Annotated in this window: 15 protein-coding genes; 6 read left to right on the forward strand and 9 right to left on the reverse strand. The window is 56.9% G+C overall.

Going from position 1 to position 18163, the window contains the following annotated elements; all coding sequences use genetic code 11:
• Positions 1-142 precede the first annotated feature (142 nt).
• Complete coding sequence (locus FYK55_RS02880; RefSeq protein WP_235908383.1) at positions 143-571, forward strand: hypothetical protein; 429 nt, start codon at positions 143-145, stop codon at positions 569-571.
• Positions 572-581: 10 nt separating this feature from the next.
• Here FYK55_RS02880 and FYK55_RS02885 read toward each other — a convergent pair whose 3' ends face one another.
• From FYK55_RS02885 to FYK55_RS02925, 9 genes are all read right to left on the reverse strand, one after another.
• A complete protein-coding gene (locus FYK55_RS02885) occupies positions 582-1709 on the reverse strand; it encodes a pilus assembly protein TadG-related protein (protein WP_261344944.1) in 1128 nt (375 codons plus the stop codon).
• Positions 1699-2766, reverse strand: a complete 1068-nt coding sequence (locus FYK55_RS02890; RefSeq protein ID WP_161604270.1) for a TadE/TadG family type IV pilus assembly protein — start codon at positions 2764-2766, stop codon at positions 1699-1701. Before FYK55_RS02890 ends, FYK55_RS02885 begins: the two co-directional genes overlap by 11 nt.
• The gene (locus FYK55_RS02895) at positions 2763-3107 is read right to left on the reverse strand and encodes a DUF192 domain-containing protein (RefSeq protein WP_150074713.1); all 345 of its coding nucleotides are present in this window, start codon (positions 3105-3107) and stop codon (positions 2763-2765) included. The genes FYK55_RS02890 and FYK55_RS02895 overlap by 4 nt, the downstream gene beginning before the upstream one ends.
• A 3-nt stretch (positions 3108-3110) precedes the next feature.
• Positions 3111-3818: a type II secretion system F family protein gene (locus FYK55_RS02900; protein WP_161604271.1), complete on the reverse strand. Its 708-nt coding sequence runs from the start codon at positions 3816-3818 to the stop codon at positions 3111-3113.
• A 235-nt stretch (positions 3819-4053) separates the two neighbouring features.
• On the reverse strand, positions 4054-4905 hold the full coding sequence (locus tag FYK55_RS02905) for a type II secretion system F family protein (RefSeq protein ID WP_150074717.1): 852 nt from the start codon (positions 4903-4905) through the stop codon (positions 4054-4056).
• On the reverse strand, positions 4906-6306 hold the full coding sequence (locus FYK55_RS02910; RefSeq protein ID WP_150074719.1) for a CpaF family protein: 1401 nt from the start codon (positions 6304-6306) through the stop codon (positions 4906-4908). It abuts the gene before it with no gap.
• Positions 6303-7568: an AAA family ATPase gene (locus FYK55_RS02915; RefSeq protein WP_150074721.1), complete on the reverse strand. Its 1266-nt coding sequence runs from the start codon at positions 7566-7568 to the stop codon at positions 6303-6305. The genes FYK55_RS02910 and FYK55_RS02915 overlap by 4 nt, the downstream gene beginning before the upstream one ends.
• The gene (locus tag FYK55_RS02920) at positions 7565-9310 is read right to left on the reverse strand and encodes a hypothetical protein (RefSeq protein WP_161604272.1); all 1746 of its coding nucleotides are present in this window, start codon (positions 9308-9310) and stop codon (positions 7565-7567) included. Before FYK55_RS02920 ends, FYK55_RS02915 begins: the two co-directional genes overlap by 4 nt.
• Before the next feature lie 130 nt (positions 9311-9440).
• Positions 9441-9800: a class III signal peptide-containing protein gene (locus FYK55_RS02925; RefSeq protein ID WP_150074725.1), complete on the reverse strand. Its 360-nt coding sequence runs from the start codon at positions 9798-9800 to the stop codon at positions 9441-9443.
• Between the two features lie 1634 nt (positions 9801-11434).
• Between FYK55_RS02925 and FYK55_RS02930 the strand changes: the two genes are divergently transcribed.
• The 5 genes from FYK55_RS02930 to FYK55_RS02955 all read left to right on the forward strand — a co-directional run bounded on the left by FYK55_RS02930 (position 11435) and on the right by FYK55_RS02955 (position 18098).
• Positions 11435-12655 (forward strand): DUF58 domain-containing protein, encoded by a 1221-nt coding sequence (locus tag FYK55_RS02930; RefSeq protein WP_201743609.1) that lies wholly within the window; start codon positions 11435-11437, stop codon positions 12653-12655.
• Positions 12656-13286: 631 nt separating this feature from the next.
• Positions 13287-15044 (forward strand): transglutaminase-like domain-containing protein, encoded by a 1758-nt coding sequence (locus FYK55_RS02940; RefSeq protein ID WP_161604273.1) that lies wholly within the window; start codon positions 13287-13289, stop codon positions 15042-15044.
• Positions 15041-16024 carry an AAA family ATPase gene (locus FYK55_RS02945; RefSeq protein WP_150074729.1) on the forward strand — a complete coding sequence of 328 codons (984 nt, stop codon included), beginning with the start codon at positions 15041-15043 and terminating at the stop codon, positions 16022-16024. Before FYK55_RS02940 ends, FYK55_RS02945 begins: the two co-directional genes overlap by 4 nt.
• Positions 16024-16539 (forward strand): hypothetical protein, encoded by a 516-nt coding sequence (locus FYK55_RS02950; protein WP_150074731.1) that lies wholly within the window; start codon positions 16024-16026, stop codon positions 16537-16539. Before FYK55_RS02945 ends, FYK55_RS02950 begins: the two co-directional genes overlap by 1 nt.
• On the forward strand, positions 16536-18098 hold the full coding sequence (locus tag FYK55_RS02955) for a permease (protein ID WP_150074733.1): 1563 nt from the start codon (positions 16536-16538) through the stop codon (positions 18096-18098). The genes FYK55_RS02950 and FYK55_RS02955 overlap by 4 nt, the downstream gene beginning before the upstream one ends.
• Positions 18099-18163: the final 65 nt, after the last annotated feature.

Consider the following 18163-nt stretch of genomic DNA (forward strand, 5'->3'; position numbering starts at 1 on the left):
TCGGAGTAAACCGATCCCTGCTTTAGCAAATAGTGCGGACGAGCTAAGATTTGCTGAAGTCTTTGGTCGGACCAGGTCTTTCACCCTCATTTACGAGAGCCCAGAGATGTATAGAGTCCGCGTTTTCTCCGTTGCCCTGTTGATGTTTGCTTTTTCAACGTCGGCCTTTTCGCAGGACAAAGATCCGCACGAAGGAATGAAGCAAGAGCACGCGGCAGCTCACGTCGACCACGATCGGTGGCAGGCAGAGCACAGCAAGTGGCGGGTCGAGCACTTACGTGCCATGGCGATGCTGGCCAAGCTGCAAGCCAAAATCTACGAACATGAAGCGGAGCTCGAAGAGCATGCTGAAGAGATTCGCGCTCACGAGGACCACGCCAGGCATCACGGGGACGAGATTGCTGAGCATGAGGAATCGGGCAACGACGACGACCACAACAAGCTTGCGGAGGAGCATTCCGACTTCATGAAAAAGCATCAAGCAATGTCAGCAAAGCATGACTCGCTACATGCGGGTCATGAAGAGTTGATGACCTTGATCAAGAAGCTTTTTCAGGCCGACAAAAATTAAAAGCTTGGCGTTAGCGAATCGCCCTGACCAACACTGGCGAGCGAGCTAAGACAGAGTTTTCCTCTTGAGCAAGTTCGCGATGACGTGCCAGAACGGCGTCGCGAACTTTTGGCGGCAATTCGTTGAGTGTTTGCATCGCATCGTGCAATCGAGGCGATGCATTTGGCTTCCTGGAGTCGGTGTCAGAAGCATTGATGTTCAGCATGAAGCCGACAACGTAGTCATTTTGCTCGTAAGTCAATAGTGCTGCGACGTAGCCCGTTGGTACGTCGCGTTCGTCAACCACCGCTCCTGCCGAAACAATCTCTCCCAAACGACGGGGCGCACTGTCGAGCACATGAAAGTCGGCGTCTGGGTACACCCCGTAGGAAGTTGCCGAGTAAAGGGCATCGTCTACACCGGTTCCAACGTAAACGATCGGTCGGCTATCTGAGATTGCGGTCGCGCGGACGGTGACGCCGTCGCGACGTAGGTCGAAGCCCGCTGTTGAATTCGGTATGAACGGCAGGAGATGTCCCACAAGCAGAGGTGATCCGTTTCCGCTTGAGCTTACCCCTTCGATGCGATCCAACGGGGTTGCCACGCCGACCCGCTGAGGCGTTCGCCGAATTCGGGCCAGAAATGCCTGACCTTGAATCGACGCATTAAAATCTACCCGTTGATAGTTGCGCATTTCGGCATGCGAATTCGCATTTTCCTGGTAGTCGCCACTAACCAGATCGCCATGAATTTCGTTGTCGGGATTCAACTCAGGCACAGGCCGGTAAACATACTCGTGGCGATCCGCAAAGAGGGAACTGGCATCCGCCCGCGCCGCAAACCGTGGTCGGTCATTCCCATCGCGTTGGACAAGCGTCTGTTCCGGACCAGCACCCAGAGTGCTCAAGTTGTCCGTCGGATCTAAGTCGTCATCAAAAACATTCCGGATCACTTCGCGAGCCTCCATCCGCCCGCGCTGATCGATGTCGCGGGCACCCTCAAGGGCACCCGTGTTGACTGCTGACTGCATCGTTCGCCGCGATAGCAAGACAAATCCGTAGTCAAGCGTCAGGGTAAGCAGTCCGACCAACACCAGCAGAAATAGCACCAACAGGATCAGTGTTTGACCGCGACGGCTTTTAGCGTTCCTAGGTCCCACTGGAAAACACCTCGCGCCGATAGATCGCTTGAAACGACATCACCTTTCGGTAGGGGCGAACAATTCTGGTAAACGCCTCAAGTTCCCCCAGTCCGTACAAGCCAGCATTGGCATTGGAACCGGGAAGATTCGTCGCCGGCGAAAGTCGCGGCGTAGGATCTTGAATCATGTAGCACCCCGTGGTGGCGCCGGAATCAAGAACGGTATCACCCGCGATCACGATCATGCTGGCGGTTTCGCCGCTCGGTTCGGTGGCTGAGCCCGAAACAGTCTTGCGATTGATCAAGGTCGTTGATTGAGCCGGATAGTTGATTCTCAATGCGACCATGCCGGGCTCAAAGGAGCCCAGAGTAGCGTCGGCTGCGGAATCGAGAGCGAAGGGCCCCTTGCTTGGCGATGTTTCATCACCGTCATGGTCGACTCGGATTTCTTCCAGCGGCGCCACCCATTGGATGACCGTTTCTCCCGCCGTGCGAATCGAAGAGGGAGCGAAGCCACTCCCCGGTGGGTTATCGTTTGGGAACGGGAGATCGTCTTCAAATCCTCGGATGCTATATTCAACGATTGGAATCAAAACAGTTTCTTCCCCGGAAGCCGCGTTCACCACGATCGTGCCGGGATATCGCGTCATACCGTTGTCGCGAATCATCGCCGGGACAATCAGCCGGTTGATCAATGGCAGCTGATCGACGAAAGCTCGGAAGTCGCCATTGAACTCCGTTGAACTGTCCCATTCGCTATCGTGAATCACTAGAAACTGCTCGTCAAAGATTGCGTCTTTGAAACGTTGATCGTTGCAGGCGAAGTTCGATTCATCGCAACTTTCTAGTTGCCCTAATCCCAACTCCTGGTTTGGCCCGAATGGCATTCGAGAGATCTCTTGAGCTGCCACATCGACCGCCTGTTGCAGCACGTTGGCCTGAAAGAAGAACAGGCCAAAGCTGATGGTTGCACCGATCAAAATGATGATGACCGGGACGAGTATCGCAAACTCCAGCAGTGCTTGACCTCGCGGAATCCGTCTCACCGACCGCCGTGGATTTTCGACAGCCTTCATCGGTTGCGATCTTTCAAGTAAACGCTTGTTCCAATCACCAAGCTTTTCGTGCCACTGGGAACTTCCAGCACGGAGCGGGAATCCTGGCAGGGAACGACAATCGACCATGGAGTGACACGTAATCGGTGTTCGACGATTCGTCCGTCTTGATCGATGAAATAGACATCGATCGGCACGCGCATCCACATCGTGTGAATCGAACGGCAGGGCTGCAACCAGAGGCCATATCCTTCGCAAAATTTTCGTCGAAACATCAAGCCACGAAACCGCTGCCAGATTGTGCTCGCGACCTCGACGCTCGGGAGCAAGATCTCCTGCGTCTGGGAATCGATTAATTGCATCCTTCACTGTCCCGTTACTCCGCGCATTGTTTGTCCCATCGCACCGAAGGCCTGGAAGATCATGGGGCCAAGCAAAACGACAAAAATGCCCGGCAAGAATCCGACGACCATCGGAACAACCAACAAGGTGGGGACAGCCATCGCGGCCGCGGAAGCTTTCTCACGTCGACGGGTCCGCATCTCTTTCGCCTGGATTCGAAGTGTCTCGCCCATTCCCGCTCCCACCTGTTCGGCCTGAACAACGGCCGAAACGAACGTCGAAAACACAGGAACTTCCACTCGCCGCATCAGTCGCCGAAGAGAATCGATTCGCGACCGGCCGGCGAGATTGTCTGCTTGAAAGCTGCGTAATTCTTTTGCAAGCGGCCGGTCGGGTGATCCGGCATCGAGGACTCGATCGAGTGCGGCATCAAATCCGACGCCGGCCCGCGAAAGCGTATTCAACAAATCCAGAAGCAGCGGGAGATCTTGCTCGATCTCCAGGACACGCTTTCGTCGAATCGAACGCACGACCAGCATCGGGACCAGCGACAAAACGACAATCAGAACCCACGGCATCGCCAGTGCAAACGGAACCATCACGTTTCCGACTCCGCCCGGTATCGATCGAATGAAGTCGGTCGCAAGATCGATCGTGCCGGTGCTGTACAGGCGAGACCAAACGACTAGCCCCAGCACGAACAGAAGGGAGGTCGAGAGCCAAAAAACCATGGGCGCAAAGGGGCTGCGGAGTCCAGCACGAAAGAGCCAGCCGTGAACACCGCGCAGGTCCTCTTGGCCCAGGACAGACTCGTCAACACCGGCCGCTTTATTCCGGGAGTCTTGCTCTTGAAGGCGAGCATGAATGCTCGACTGACTGGACGCAGCATTCCAAGTCCACAGCCCGATCACCGGTACGAGTACGAGAAGGACAATCCACACGGCAAGTTCCATCCTGAATCTCCGTCTAGACCTTCGGACGACTGATACGTGAGACCAAGGCGACACCGACACCTTGTAAGAACAGGCTGACGGCGACCAACCAAGATCCGACACCGCTCTGCAGGAAGGCCACGAACCGCGGCGGATCTGATTGCCACATCATCGCTGCCATGAACCACACCACCGCCAATACTGCGAGGGTCGTCAACGTGCCTTGTGTGCTGAGTGTGCGAATCTGCCTGGCAATCGCAAGGCGATCACGAATGGTGCTCCCGATCGCCGCAAGTGTCTCCGCCAATTCACCGCCTACTGTCCAATTGACGGTCAGAGTCGTTGCAAATAAGCGGAAAGTTTCCGTCGGGACACGCTGTGCCAACAAATCGAATGCATCCGGGGGTGAGTCCCCCAGCCGCAACCGGGCCACCATCTCGGATAGCTCTCCACGGAGAGGCATCGGCGAGTATTCCGACGCCTGCCGCAGCGATGCCTGCAGCGATGCGCCCGAACTGACGCTCGCAACCAACACGTCAATCGCATCGGCCAATTGGGATTCCATTCGGGACAAACGCAATCCGTAGATCCAGGCATCGATCTCGGTACCGATGAACCCAGCGACAATGACTAACCCGATCACGATGTTCCACGGCCATCCCCAGATCCAACCTAAGCTTAAACCGATTGGCGTGACCACCATCCATGGCAGGAGGTAGTGACGAGCCACAAAGGGCCTTTCGATGTCCGGAAACGACCGATTGCCGGCATCGGCTTCGTTCAACCTCGCAAGAATCATCTCGCGCGTCGCCGCTTTGTACCAATAGACCGCCAAGCCTGCGATCGCCGCGATCAGTCCGCCGGCAGGGAGGAGAATGCCGGTCATCTAAGCTTCCCTCCCAAACCAATTGCGATCCACCTCGCTGATTCCGCGGGACGCTAGCTCGTCGACGATCCGGGGAACCACTCCCGTCGCTTGGAACCGTCCCTCGATTCGGTTTTCCGAGCGTCCGGTTGGTTGAAACGTGAAGATGTCTTGTAGCTGGGGGGTTTTGCCTTCGATGCCAACGACTTCCGCAATTCGCTCGACGCGCCGGACGCCATCTTCGTAACGACGAACGTGCACCAGATAGTTCACCGCAGAAACGGCGTGTTCACGAATTGACTGAGATGGAAGGTCCATACCGGCCATCATGACCATTGTCTCCAGGCGGGCGAAGGCATCCCGGGGGCTGTTTGCATGAATCGTTGTCAAGCTGCCGTCATGGCCTGTATTCATCGCCTGCAGCATGTCGAGCGCTTCGCCGGCGCGCACTTCGCCCATCACAATTCGATCAGGCCGCATCCGCAATGCATTGACGACCAAGTCACGCTGAGTGATGGCCCCTTTTCCCTCCGTGTTCGGAGCTCGTGTCTCCATCCGGATCACGTGCGTTTGCGATAGCATCAGCTCCGCCGCATCTTCGATCGTGATGATTCGTTCGCGATCCGGGATCGCTTCGGCGATCGCACCGAGCAACGTCGACTTGCCGCTACCGGTACCACCCGTCACGATGATACTTTTTCGATGTCGAATGAGTGCTTCGAGAAATCGATCCATGACGTCGGACAACATCCCGAGCCGAAGCAGATCGACGCGAGTGAGTCGTCGGCGTCCAAATCGACGGATGGAGAGAGTTGGTCCATCGATGGTGACCGGGGGAAGTGTCGCGTTGACGCGGCTTCCATCAGGAAGTCTTGCATCCACCATTGGTGAGGACGTGTCGATTCGCCGGCCGACACGAGAAGCGATTCGCCCAATGATCCGAACCAAATGTTCGTCGTCACGAAAACGAACGTCAGTTTCCTCTAGAATCCCGAAACGCTCAACGTAAACGTGATCGTAGCGATTCACCAAAATGTCGGTGACAGCGGGATCGGCCATCAGAGGTGCCAGGGGTCCCGTCCCGAGTGTTTCCTCGAGCAGATCGCTGGCGAGGCGACCACGTTCGTCTTCATTTAACGGCCAGTCTTCCGTCTCCAGAACGTCCGCAACGAACTCATTGATCAGCGGCTTCAATTCACTGTCGCCCCGCGCCAGCGCCCCCTGCCGATTGAGCTCATCGATCAACCGCTCGTGTAAATCACCCTTGATCGCGTGATACTCGATGTTTCGGTTGGCACGCCGTGTTGTCAGCTGTTCAGTATTCGATATTCCAGGCTCGGAAGCTCTCGATCTCAGCCGATCTCTGGGGACTTCGATCGCTTTGCGTTGTAGTCGGTCGCGTAGCGATTGACGATCGCTCATGACGCCTCACTCCCAAGGATGCGACTGGACGCATCGGATGGAACCGGCGCACTTTGCTGGCTAGCCGGGACCGTGCGAGAAGGGGATCGGACGGGTTCGCTTGGAAATTGCTCTTCCCCCAACAGCTCCAAGTCGTCAGCAATTGCTCGAATCGCCGCCGCCGATTTATTCCAGCGAGACGCACCGAGGACGAACGGTTTACCCGTGTTCGCGGCCAGAATGACCCGGCGGTCGAACGGAACGACGTAATCGGGCTTTCGTCCCAGGTAGCGAGCGACCTCGGATACGCGGGGGCCGCCCCCGCGCTTGGAATAGCGGTTCAGAAGGACTTTCTGTCGCCTATCCGGGAACTCAACCTCCTCGAGCAAATCGAAATAGCCGCGCACCGTTTGAAGAGTCGGAACCACATTCTCGACCACAATGATGGCCTGGTCACAGAGGTCCAGGATTGCCATGACCGTTCGATCGAACAGCGGAAAGGTATCAATGATGACATAGTCGTACGCTCGACGAGCCATCAGCAGGACGCGTGAAAGAAACGCGTCATCAATCTCCGCTGCTTCAATAGCACTAGTCGGAGCGGCAAGCAAGTGTAGGCCCGATTCATGAATCGACATCAATTGAGTGAGCAGCTTCTCATCGAGCCGATCCCGCTGCTGCCAAGCGTCGACCAGGGTAGCCTCGGGACGCAGATTGAGTTGCGTGGCGCAAACTCCCATCTGCAGCGACCCATCGATTAGTGCGACGCGATCTGGGTGAGTCGATGCCAATTCAACCGCGACATTCACGGCCGCCGTGCTCTTTCCGACTCCGCCCTTATTGCTGATGAAACTGATCAGTTTCCCGCTCGCGAAACTTTTCCTGCGACGCGGTGACAATCTTCGTTGAAGCACCTGAAGCAGGTCGCCTCCGGCAATCGGCCGACGAAGGAAATCTTCCACCCCTAGTCGCAGCGAGCGCATCATCATTGTGCTCTCGGTCTGCGATGCTGGAAGGCGGTTGACGTCGTAGACGCCAACGATTGCCGCGTCTGGTGCAGCTGCAATTGATTCGTCAACGAGCGCTTTCAGCGTTTCCAAATCGTCGCCGATCTCGAGCATCACGATGGACGGCTGAAAATCCTTTGCGGCACCGATCGTACTCCGTAAATCACTTTGGAAAAGCAAAACCGGATGAACTTCCGCTGAACCCGCAACGGCTGCACGCAATTCATCATCAAGAGACTGGTCCGTGCGATGAACCAAGATACGAGGGCTTGTCATGGTGACCTCCGGTATGCGCGCACCTTCCGTCTACCACCAATCAGTGTTTCCGTGATTGAAATCTCGCTCATCGGATCGGGGTCGGAGACGAGCACGCCAACTGTCTCAGGCGATTCCGATGGGCGGACCATCTGGTTGGCCATCTGGTTTGGATCAGCCGTTCCTGTTCGGGCGACGCAGAACACTTGCGTTTCCTGGGCCAGTGCCTTCGCAACGAGAGAAATTTCGCTCGGTCGGATCGCGACGACAACTTGTTCCTCCGATGTTTGGATGACAAGAGCCTCCGTCGCCAAGACACGATTGACAGCACTCGATTGCAATTCAGTCGCTAAAGATGGAGAAATTTCCACGCCCCGCATCGTCTTCCGCAGATCCGGACGAGTGGATGCCAACAGATCGAAGCGGTCCCCGCGGGACAACTCCGAAGCGCCTCGTATGTCGTCAACGTTGATCGTCAGTGCCATTCGATTCGACGGAATTGCCGAAGCGATTCCGGGCTTGGTTCCGGGAGGAAAGAAATCAGCCTCGCTGAGTTCGGAGCCCGCACTCAGATCTCGCGCCGCGACACGTTCGACCCATTTTGATGTTGAACCCTCAACAACCTGGCCAGGCAAAACCGACTCGTACGCTTCTACATTCTCTTTCAGACTGCCTGGCGGAAGAAAATCGCTCTCGCGAAAGATATATCCGGGTTCGATCGCACGACGAACAACTCGTCCAATCAGCTGCTCGGGTCGCGCGATCCAATCGTTTTCAACATCACCTGGAAGGAAGAAGTATTGGCGAAGTTCTCCCGTGTTCGGTTCAGCAAGATGCTGGGCCTGAATCGACTGAAAAGCCTCGATAGGAACTGCATTTGCCGGCAAGGCGATACGTCCGGCCAGAACGTCGGCATCGTCTTCGGCACCGGACTGCTGGCCGCTACGGGTGACCATGTTGATCTCCAAGCCTGCTCCCAGGGCACCGGTCAGCGCTACCGCTTCGTCTGGATCAATTGCAATGCAAACGCGTTCCTCTTTGGTCGTGTTCACACTACGCCCTCGCGATTCGGTATTCGCCAGGTCAAGACCACCTTGCGTGGTCATGCTGCGGTTCGTTGCCAGTGCGATCAACTCGGCATTCTGGGCCAGGATCTGCACGCCAGTCAGTGGAATCGGTTTTCCTCCCCGTGCTTTGATACCACCCATGAGTAATCCATACTCTGAACTTGAATCCTTCGGCTCATCCGGATTACTGGCCAGCAGATCAAAGCGATCGCCGGATTTTAGAAAACGAAGTCCGGGGATCTTTTCAGCATCCAGGAAGAAGCCTTGTTTTCCATTCGGTACACCTCCCGCAATGCCACTTCGACTACCCTCGGGTAAAAAGTCCTTCTCGCTAAACACGAAGTCTGCCCGCTTTTCGCGCGCCATCACGCGACCAATGATCTCATCGAAACGTGTAATCCATTCTGGATGGTCTGCAACTTGAGCTTCAGGCAACCAGAAATAGCTGTCGGAACCAAGAGTTCGATCGTAGACGTCTTCGCGCTGAACAACATCAAACGCTTTCAAGCGGACCAAAGACTTGGGAACAGGAACCATGCCTTCTCGCGAGGGTTCTTGTGCCAAGGGTGCCGTCTGGTCCAGCCAGCCTGCAGCCCGGACGATTCCGAAGGTCAGCGCGCAACCAGCGAACAGCACCGCGACAACGATTGCGGATTTTGGGATCGACCGTGTTTGGCGTCGACGTCGATTGACCATGATTCTCTCTGCATTCATTTACCAGCCAGATCGTTCCGATCACTGGGCTGGCTAAACATCAAGCCAGGCAGCCGCTTGGGACTGCCTGGCAGACATCGTCTAATTAATGGTCTGATCTCTCTCCCAAGGATCAGTCAGCCACGAAGGCTTCACCGTCAGCAACGCCGCCGTTGACGACGACATTGTTTTCAAGTTCACCATCACCGTCAGCATTGCCGGTCACGCTGGCCCAACTGACTTGACCATTGCCTTCGATGGCACCATCGGCGTTGATCTGCGTATCCGCAAATCCGCCTGTCGCAATTGCATTGTTGTCTTCGGCGTGTGCCCCCGGCAGCATGCCGGCACCGATCGCGTACTGGTCCGCGACTTTGTGTCCAAAGACGGAAACCGCAACAAGCGCAATCAGGGCGACGGCGGCAACGATGACGATGTACTCGACCAGTCCTTGGCCGCGACGATTCTTTCGAGAAGCGAGTTGCTTCGGCATAGCTGTTTCTCCCTTTTGGAAAAACGAGTCAAAGAAAACTGTATTAGCCGCCTGACCAGTTCTCCGCGCGGCAGCGGCCAAGCGAGGACCGCACGAAGCCGAAAGCCGTCAGGAACGCGCCGAAGACGGGTGGCCACGGGAATGGCACCCCTGGCTTCGGGCGTCGAACTACTTCCAGATTGTCTTGTCTTAGGTGCGCCTCGGGAGCCATTCGCTCCCGTGGGGCGCACAAACTTTCAGCGATGATTGCGAATCAAAAGGAGCCCCACCGCGCCGGCACAGCCGATCGGGTTTGGTCGGACCGTTGACCAACTGCACCGCACGCGGCGGAACGTGTTGGCTTTGAAAAAGTCCAGGCAGCAACGACACGCACCTGTTACGGCACACGTCAATCACATCAAGGCGGGGAGACTACGCGAGCGGCGCAGGAGGGCCCCGGGGCTGAGGAATCGACAGAGAGGTCGATTCAAGAATATGAAGGGCGGGAAGCTTCGCGGTCCGAACGTCCAAGCGGACGATCGACAGCGAATCCGGTTTCCACAGCACCCCATTCGGAACGCTCAATGACTGGCAGAGGACACAAGAGTCCGAGTCATGGTCACCATGCGAATGGCGAGGCTCTTCCCCAGATCCGTGCTCGCCTGAGCGTTCAGAACTCTGGGGCGGGTGATGGCAACAATCGTGTCGACAACCACCGCCTTCGGACGCGCTGGACTGGGTGCCAGCCAGCTGCCTTTCGTGGTCGCAACCAGCCACGTGCAGCCAAGCCGGTGCATGACCGAGAGCGGCCATGACGCACAACAGACTGACGGCAAATGGTCGGACGAACGAAGTCATCGACGACTTTCGGGTGCGAGTGAGTGAATGCTGAGATGGTCCGACCAAGGACAATACGCTGGCATACGATGGGCATGCCTACCGGGTTCGTCAAGAGGCGAAAGAATTTTTGTGATGAAGTTTCTGCGTGAGCGGGCCATGCCATGAACTCAATGCATTGACCGTTCGTAAGCCAGCAACGAAACTACAGACGTTCCTTGGTCGGACCGGACAGTTTGTCATCGCCCGAGCAATCTGCTCACTTGGGCTCTCTCGGACTCTTTCGCTTATTGGTTACGGCCTTGGAATTTCGTCGCCAGCTTTGTGCCCATCTTGCTATTGCGTCGTTGCTGCTCGGCAACGTCGCAGGCTGGTTGCACGTTGGCTGTGCAGGCTCCGGGGGTTCTTTTTGCGATCACTCCCCAACGGCACCTGCCTTTTTCGACAAAGCGGAAGCCGGATCTCGGCAACATGAGTGTTGCCATCATTCACATTGCCATCCGGAACCTCGCAAACAGAGCGAGAACGCGGATTGCGCCGACTCCGCGCCGATGGCGCCTGATTGTCCGGTTGAGCATGACTCCGACCGATGCAGCGTCTGCCAAAGCTTCGGGACGTCACGAACTGCTGCTCAGATCGTTGAGAAGACGATCGGAAAATTCGAGCAGGGCTGTGAGTTCGCGTTTGCCGCAACAGACGGCGTGTGTGACCCAAGCACACTCTGGAGCAGCATCACAGTGAGGGGACCGCCGCGAGTCTAAGCGACTCGTAGCATTCTTCACCCCATTCCTGACTCCTCACACCCGAGGTGCGTACTCATGGCAATCGTCCATGATGTGCCCGAGGGCAAGGGATTGGTAGCGCGCCTGCTGACTACCGACTTTTGTCCCTGGGCCAACCGTTTTGTCTTTTGGTTGAGAGAACCGGTCGGTTGGTTCGTACTGGCGACTGCCGCAAGTGTCGTCGTTGGACTCTATGTTGCTCCCATCGGTTGGACGCTTGCGGCTTCTCTTGCATCACTCATTGCTGTTGGAATGCTGTGGCCAGCAGTCGCGGTTCATGCTGCGGAGTGTTCTTTGGGCCCTTATCAGCAGCAAGTTCATGAAGATGAACCTTGCGAGTTACAGCTTGCCGTGCGGAACCGCTGGCCACTTCCGATCTGGGGCTTGGCGATCGAAGGATACCTGGATCGTCGACAGGAGACCGTGGACGAAGCGAACGTCCCCACCGTTGCACTCGCCTTCGTGCGTGCGATGGCAACATCGACTTACCGTATCTCGATTCGACCCGAAATGCGTGGACGCTATCCCGACGGCAACGCCGTATTGACGTGCTCGTTCCCATTCGGGATTTGGACTGCCAAACGAAAGCTGAAAGACGTTTCACCGATCACAGTCTGGCCCAGGGTCTATCCCATTGCAGGCCAAGCCGCGATCGCCGGTAGTAGGGCAGCAGAGTCCGGTGAAGGCCAGCGTCGCGGTCGTACCGGTGATTTTCTGGGTGTCCGTGAATATCGCCGTGGAGACAGCGTGCGCCAGGTCAACTGGATCGCAACGGCAAGATCCGGTGACTTGGTCGTCACCGAACGCAGCGGCCCGCAGTGCCCCACCGTGCTCGTCATTGTCGATACAGCAATCGACGCTGCTAATCCTGACGAGCTTGCTGATCGGGTTCGTGTCGCCGCGAGTCTATTGGCAAACTTGCATCAGTCATCGGTGCCGTTGCGGGTACACGCGGGATCGCCTTGCCTTGCTGTCCGCCGCGGCAGAGAGGGCTTCATTCAGATCATGGATCGATTGGCGGACATTCCGGCTGACGGTTTCGCCCATTCACAGCTCCCTGATTCATTGAAGGCGACTGCCTCGCTCTTGATTTCGTCGAACGGTCGCGGCGAAGTCTTGGTTTGTATCTCCGACCCGTCGGTGAATCCTCGATCCACCGACAGGCGTGCACATCGAGTGATCTGTCGCAATCGGGACCTGTCGGCCCAGCTGCTCTCATTTTGGGGGGAGGTGTGCGATGAAAACCTGGTCGCGTAAGCGAATCGAAACGATCGCGTTGGCGATGCTGGGGATCGGCTCGGTAGTGCCCTTACGGATCTTTGTGGAATCCACCGGTTGGTTCCTCGCAGAAATTGGGTGCTTGTTGATTGCCTGCGTGACGGCAGCATTCGCCCGGTCTCTCGGCGCCCGGTCTCTCGGCGCCCGGTCTCTCGGCGCCCGGTCTCTCGGCGCCCGGTCTCTCGGCGCCCGGTCTCTCGGCGCCCGGTCTCTCGGCGCCCGGTCTCTCGGCGATCGGTCTCTCGGCGCCCGGTCTCTCGGCGATCGGTCTCTCGGCGATCGGCGAAACCACGCAAAACGAATCGCGATCCTCGCATCAATCGTTCTCATCTTGTTGCCAGCCGCCTTTGCCGTGACGGCTCGTGCCTTCGGTTCGCCAATCGCCTTTGAGATGTCAGCGCTTTCGACGTTTGGTGCGGTCTCGCTAGCTATCTCCGTGATCGCAGCGACGGGTCGGACTCTTGCGTTGTCGCTGATCACTAGTGGATTTTTGGTGCTTTTCTGCGCATCGATCTCTGACGACCATGACGCCATTGTGTTTCCGGTCGCATGGATGCTTCTGTGCGTTTGGCATCTGGTCGCTAATCATTGGGAGCGTCTTGATTTAGCGATGCCCGATTCCGTCCAGCGGAATTTCTATCTTCGACCGAGTGTCGTTCTGCTAACCCTGCTCGCATTGACGATCTCAGGTTATGCGATTCGGAACCGCATCCCGAACTCAAAGCGTCTGCCGTACAGCTTCATGCCCACCAGTGGCGGCAGCGTGTGGTCCGACCCGGCATCGCGTGGAGGAGTCGGCACGGGAGATGCCGCGATCGCAGCGAAGGATCACGCGGAATCCTTCGGCGCCGTTGACTCGGACCTTTTCTTGGAATCGACGGAGTCGACCTTGTTCGACATGGTCAATGACATGATCGGAGAGCCAAAGAAGAAGAATATATGGGAAAGACGACAAGCAATGGGGAATGACAACGTGATTCCCTCCCATGAGCAGGCGGCAAAAACCGAACAGGGCGGCGGGACATTCTCGACCGAGCGAATGCCGCCAAAGGAGCACCGTCACTTCAACGATGTCACCGATCCCGCGGTGGTGCAATGGGATGGCCCCACGGGCATCCGGCTAGCGATGCAGCGGTATGACACGTTCAATGGCAGCGATTGGTCCCAGTCCGATGACCTTAGAAATGAGAGGCTCGCGCGGGTCGACATCGGCGATTCTCCGTGGTTCTTCGATCCGACGATGCATCGGTTCTTGCCACGCCAAATCCAAGCGGCAAATGTGGGATTACTGAGGATCCTGCGGCTTGATTCCCAACGCCTGCCCGTGCCGATGATGACCGCCGGCGTCCATATTGGGAAAGTTGATCGACAAGACTTTTTTGGCATCGCGGAGGATGGCAGCTTCTTCATGCCCGGTCGCGATCGAGTTCCACCGTTGACCGTTGTGCATGTCGCCAGCGTGCAGGTCATGGAAGATGAAGTCCGAGAACGATTGGTCGCACGGGCTGACGTTCAGATTCCAACTGTTGGACAAGATGGAGAATCAACGGCAATCAGACTCCATGCGCTTGTTGATTCCGCCGCCGACGGAAGCACTCTTCCCGCTGATCAGCTCACCTCATGTGTCGAGTTGCTTCGTCGTGAATTTACCTTCGCACGCGACGGAGAGACTTCCGCGAATTCCTTGAATGATTTTCTGCAGTCGCGTTGCGGCGGCGATCATCTGTTTGCCACCACCGCTGCTTTGATGGCGCGGCGACTGGGTCTGAAATCACGTCTGGTAATGGGACTTTATGTTCGCCCAGAGGCGTTCGACATCGCGGCTGGCCATGCGTCCGTGCTGCCCAACGACGTTCACGTGTGGACCGAAGTCCAACTGGACGATGGACGCTGGATCGAAATCGAGCCGACACCGGGCTATCGACAGCCCGACTACCGCCCCTCGTGGTGGTTGGTCGCCCGTCGAATGGCCACAGCAAGTTGGCCGATTCTGACCGGCGGGATCGTGGCACTGGGAAGCGTCTATGCCTTGCGAAGGTTCTGGATCGATTGGCTGTTGACTGTCATTTGGAATCTTTCCGGTTGGCTGCGACCGCGTCGGCGAATCCGGCTTGCTCTCCGGATCATTGAAGCGCGAGCAAGACTGGCTGGGCAGGGTCGTCCCGTGGGGAAGACTCAGCGGGCTTGGCTCGAACAACTCACACACGCCGATGCGACCATCGCTGGTGCGGCGACACGGTTCTGCGACGCCGCCGACGCCTTGTGCTTCGGCCACGGAAACGATTCCGCGGCGTTTAATGCCTGCGGCCTGGTTGGCGTGCTTCGCGTCCGAACCATACAAACCATTACAAGGGAGCCAACGAGATGAGTTTGATCGCTACCACAAAAGTTCCGCTGCAATCGACCAATCCCCCTGCGTCACATCGCGTTTCGTCACTACGTGATTACCTCCGCAGCGTTCTGTTGGGAAAGGAGGAACAGGTTGACCTAGTCATCGCGTGCCTACTCTCGCGTGGACATTTGCTGCTGGACGATCTTCCCGGCACAGGAAAAACCACTTTGGCGAAGGCGATTGCAGAAGGGATCGATGGGCGGTTGGCTCGCGTGCAGTGCACTCCCGATCTGATGCCCGCCGACATCACGGGATTCAGCATGTTCAACCAAAAGACTCGCGAGTTTGAGTTTCATCCCGGTCCAGTGTTCGCCGACGTTCTGCTGGCGGACGAGCTGAACCGGACGACTCCGCGAACACAGAGTGCACTGCTGGAGGCGATGGCTGAAAGGCAGGTCACGATTGACGGAAAACCTCAACCGCTGTTACCGACATTTTTTGTGATCGCAACGCAGAACCCGATTGATTCTCACGGCGCGTACCCGTTGCCCGAGGCTCAATTGGACCGATTCGCCATCAAACTACGCATTGGTTATCCGGATCGTGATTCCCAGCGAAAAATCCTTCGGCGAGAGATTCTCGTGTCGGAACGAGACCAGGTAACCGAGACCACGACGACGTCCTCATCGCTTTCGTTGAGCGACTTGCAATGCCTTCAACGAGAGGTGCAGGCGGTGAGTGTCCACCCACGCGTCGCCGATTACCTGCTCGACCTGGTCGAGGCCAGTCGTCAGGACGGAGCAGTCGAGCTGGGGGTCAGCCCGCGCGGCATGATGCAGTGGCAAGCAATCTCGCAAGCTTGGGCCACGTTAAAGGGACGTGACTTTGTCACGCCAACCGATGTTGCCGATGTCGCACACTCGGTGTTGTCCGTTCGGCTTTTGACGCGTGGTGAATCGGTCGACGCTGTGATTGACCGAATCATGAGTTCCGTTCCCTCACCGGAGTATCAGTGATGCCCAAGCTACTCGTTCTTCTCGTGGGAATCTCGCTCCTGGTCGGCTGTGGGGCCAACGACACGCCCAAATCATCCCACTTTGAACATGATCATGAGGTTGCTCAGCATTGGCCCGATGATCTTGCAGATGCGGCAAAGAAGATTCGCGAGAGACTCAATTCACCTGGCCTTGAGACCGTCCACGACCACCCCAGCGACGAACACTCCGGCGACGAACACCATCATGGGAACATGCACGAGCATGACCATGAGCGATTTGGCCAGAACCCTGGTGATGAGATCGCGGACATTGTCAGTTGGTTGCCCGAAATTGCGGCCGACACAAATCTGTCTGAACAAGACTGGAATAGGATCGACAACGCCGCCAGATCGTTGTCAGCGGACCTTAACGAAGCGGGGAACACGTTGACCCAGTCCAATCAAGAGCGGGCGAGTGCACTTTGCGAATTGATCGCACAGGTGCTTCCAAAAGTTTCTGATCAACCTCCTGCATCGAGAGTATCGTCGCCATGAATTCACTCGAAATGATACTGGTCGGCGGATTGGTGCGCGTCACTCAGGGACTGATCGCTTCCGCCCCAACGCTGTTGGCGGGCCTATTGATTGCGGCCATTCTCCGATACTACCTGGGTCGGGATGCCACTCGGCGATTGTTCGGAGGCGATTCGCTGCGGAGCTTGCCTCAATCATGGCTGGTCGGCATGTTGCTACCGGTGTGTTCGATTGGCGTGTTGCCGATTTTGATTCAGATGCGCAAGTCCGGTGTACGTCCGGGTGCGATGTCGGCGTTCGCTCTATCCGCACCGCTCTTCAATCCGCTGTCGATACTTTACGGTCTGACTTTGAGCCGGCCACTGGTGATCATCCTGTTTGCGGTTGGATCGCTCGTCATTGTCACGACACTTGGCTTCCTGTGGGACGCTCTAGATCGGCGTCGGGGCACTGCTGGCGAAAGCGGGGACGATATCGAACGCAATCTGATCGGCCCGCGTCGGCTGGCAGCTTCCATCATTCAGATGGGACGCGATGCTACCGGAAAACCAATGGCGTTGACGCTTCTGGCACTTTCAGGACTCGCGATTCTGGCAGCCGCATTGCCATACGGGGCGATGCAGCACAGCGTCGAGCGTGACGATCCGATGGCGCCGATCACCATGATGGCGGTGTCCGTTCCGGTCTATGCGACTCCGATGCTTGCGATGAGTCAGCTGGGAATGATGTTCCAGCACGCGAACTCGCCTGGCGCCGCGTTCACTTTGCTGATTCTGGGAACCGGAATCAACCTTGCCACGCCAGTCTGGTTTGCCAAACACTATGGGTGGAAATCGGCCGCCGTGTGGTTGACGTCGCTACTGTTGATTGTCTTGGCCATCTCGTACGGAATCAATAAACCGCTCGTGCCGCCCGGCGTCGAACCGGCCGGCCACACCCATGCCTTCGACATCTACGCGAATCCGCTTTCGACGTACCATCAGGATTTTTGGCAGGCGTCGAAGGAAGCTGTCGGCAAGCAGCTGAACATTGCAGGATTGGTCGCATTGGGCGTTTTGGCAGGTTTGATGTTGATCGGCACGGTCGTCCGTACCGCGGGATTTGACGAAAGCGGGCTGGCATACGAAGAGCAGAGCAATCTTGAGCCAATCACACGTGGACGTTTTGACGTCATCGTCCCGCAAAGTGTGATCGGTGTGACGATGCTTGCCGGGTTGATTGCACTAAGCATCGTCGCCTGCTACGCGTACTATCCGTCCCCAGAAGAGTGCCTGGAAGAAATTAGGATGGCTCGTACAGAATGTCTATCAGCCGCGATTAGCGGCGATGCCGACCACGCGCTCTTTTGGCTACCGGTCTGGGAAGAGTGGAGTCGTCGCTTGGAGGTCGGAACCTTTCTTCGTCGCGGCGAAGTGCGGAGATACCAGAGTATGCAGGGGTACTTGATTCGCAAGAAGCTGGAATTGCTGGAACACGAGCTCGAACATGACCCCTTTGAGCCTGAAGAGGTTAGAGCGGTAGTTCGGAGTCTGATGGCGACGGACACGCGCTGGGTGCAGAGTTTCAGGAGTCCGTCTTAGAGCGACACGTGGCTTCGTAGGGGCAGCGAATTACAAGTGGAAGCAGTCGACGGGATCGCCATTTG

Origin of the sequence: Roseiconus nitratireducens, assembly GCF_008629675.1 — a bacterium.
Taxonomy (GTDB): Bacteria; Planctomycetota; Planctomycetia; order Pirellulales; family Pirellulaceae; genus Stieleria; species Stieleria nitratireducens.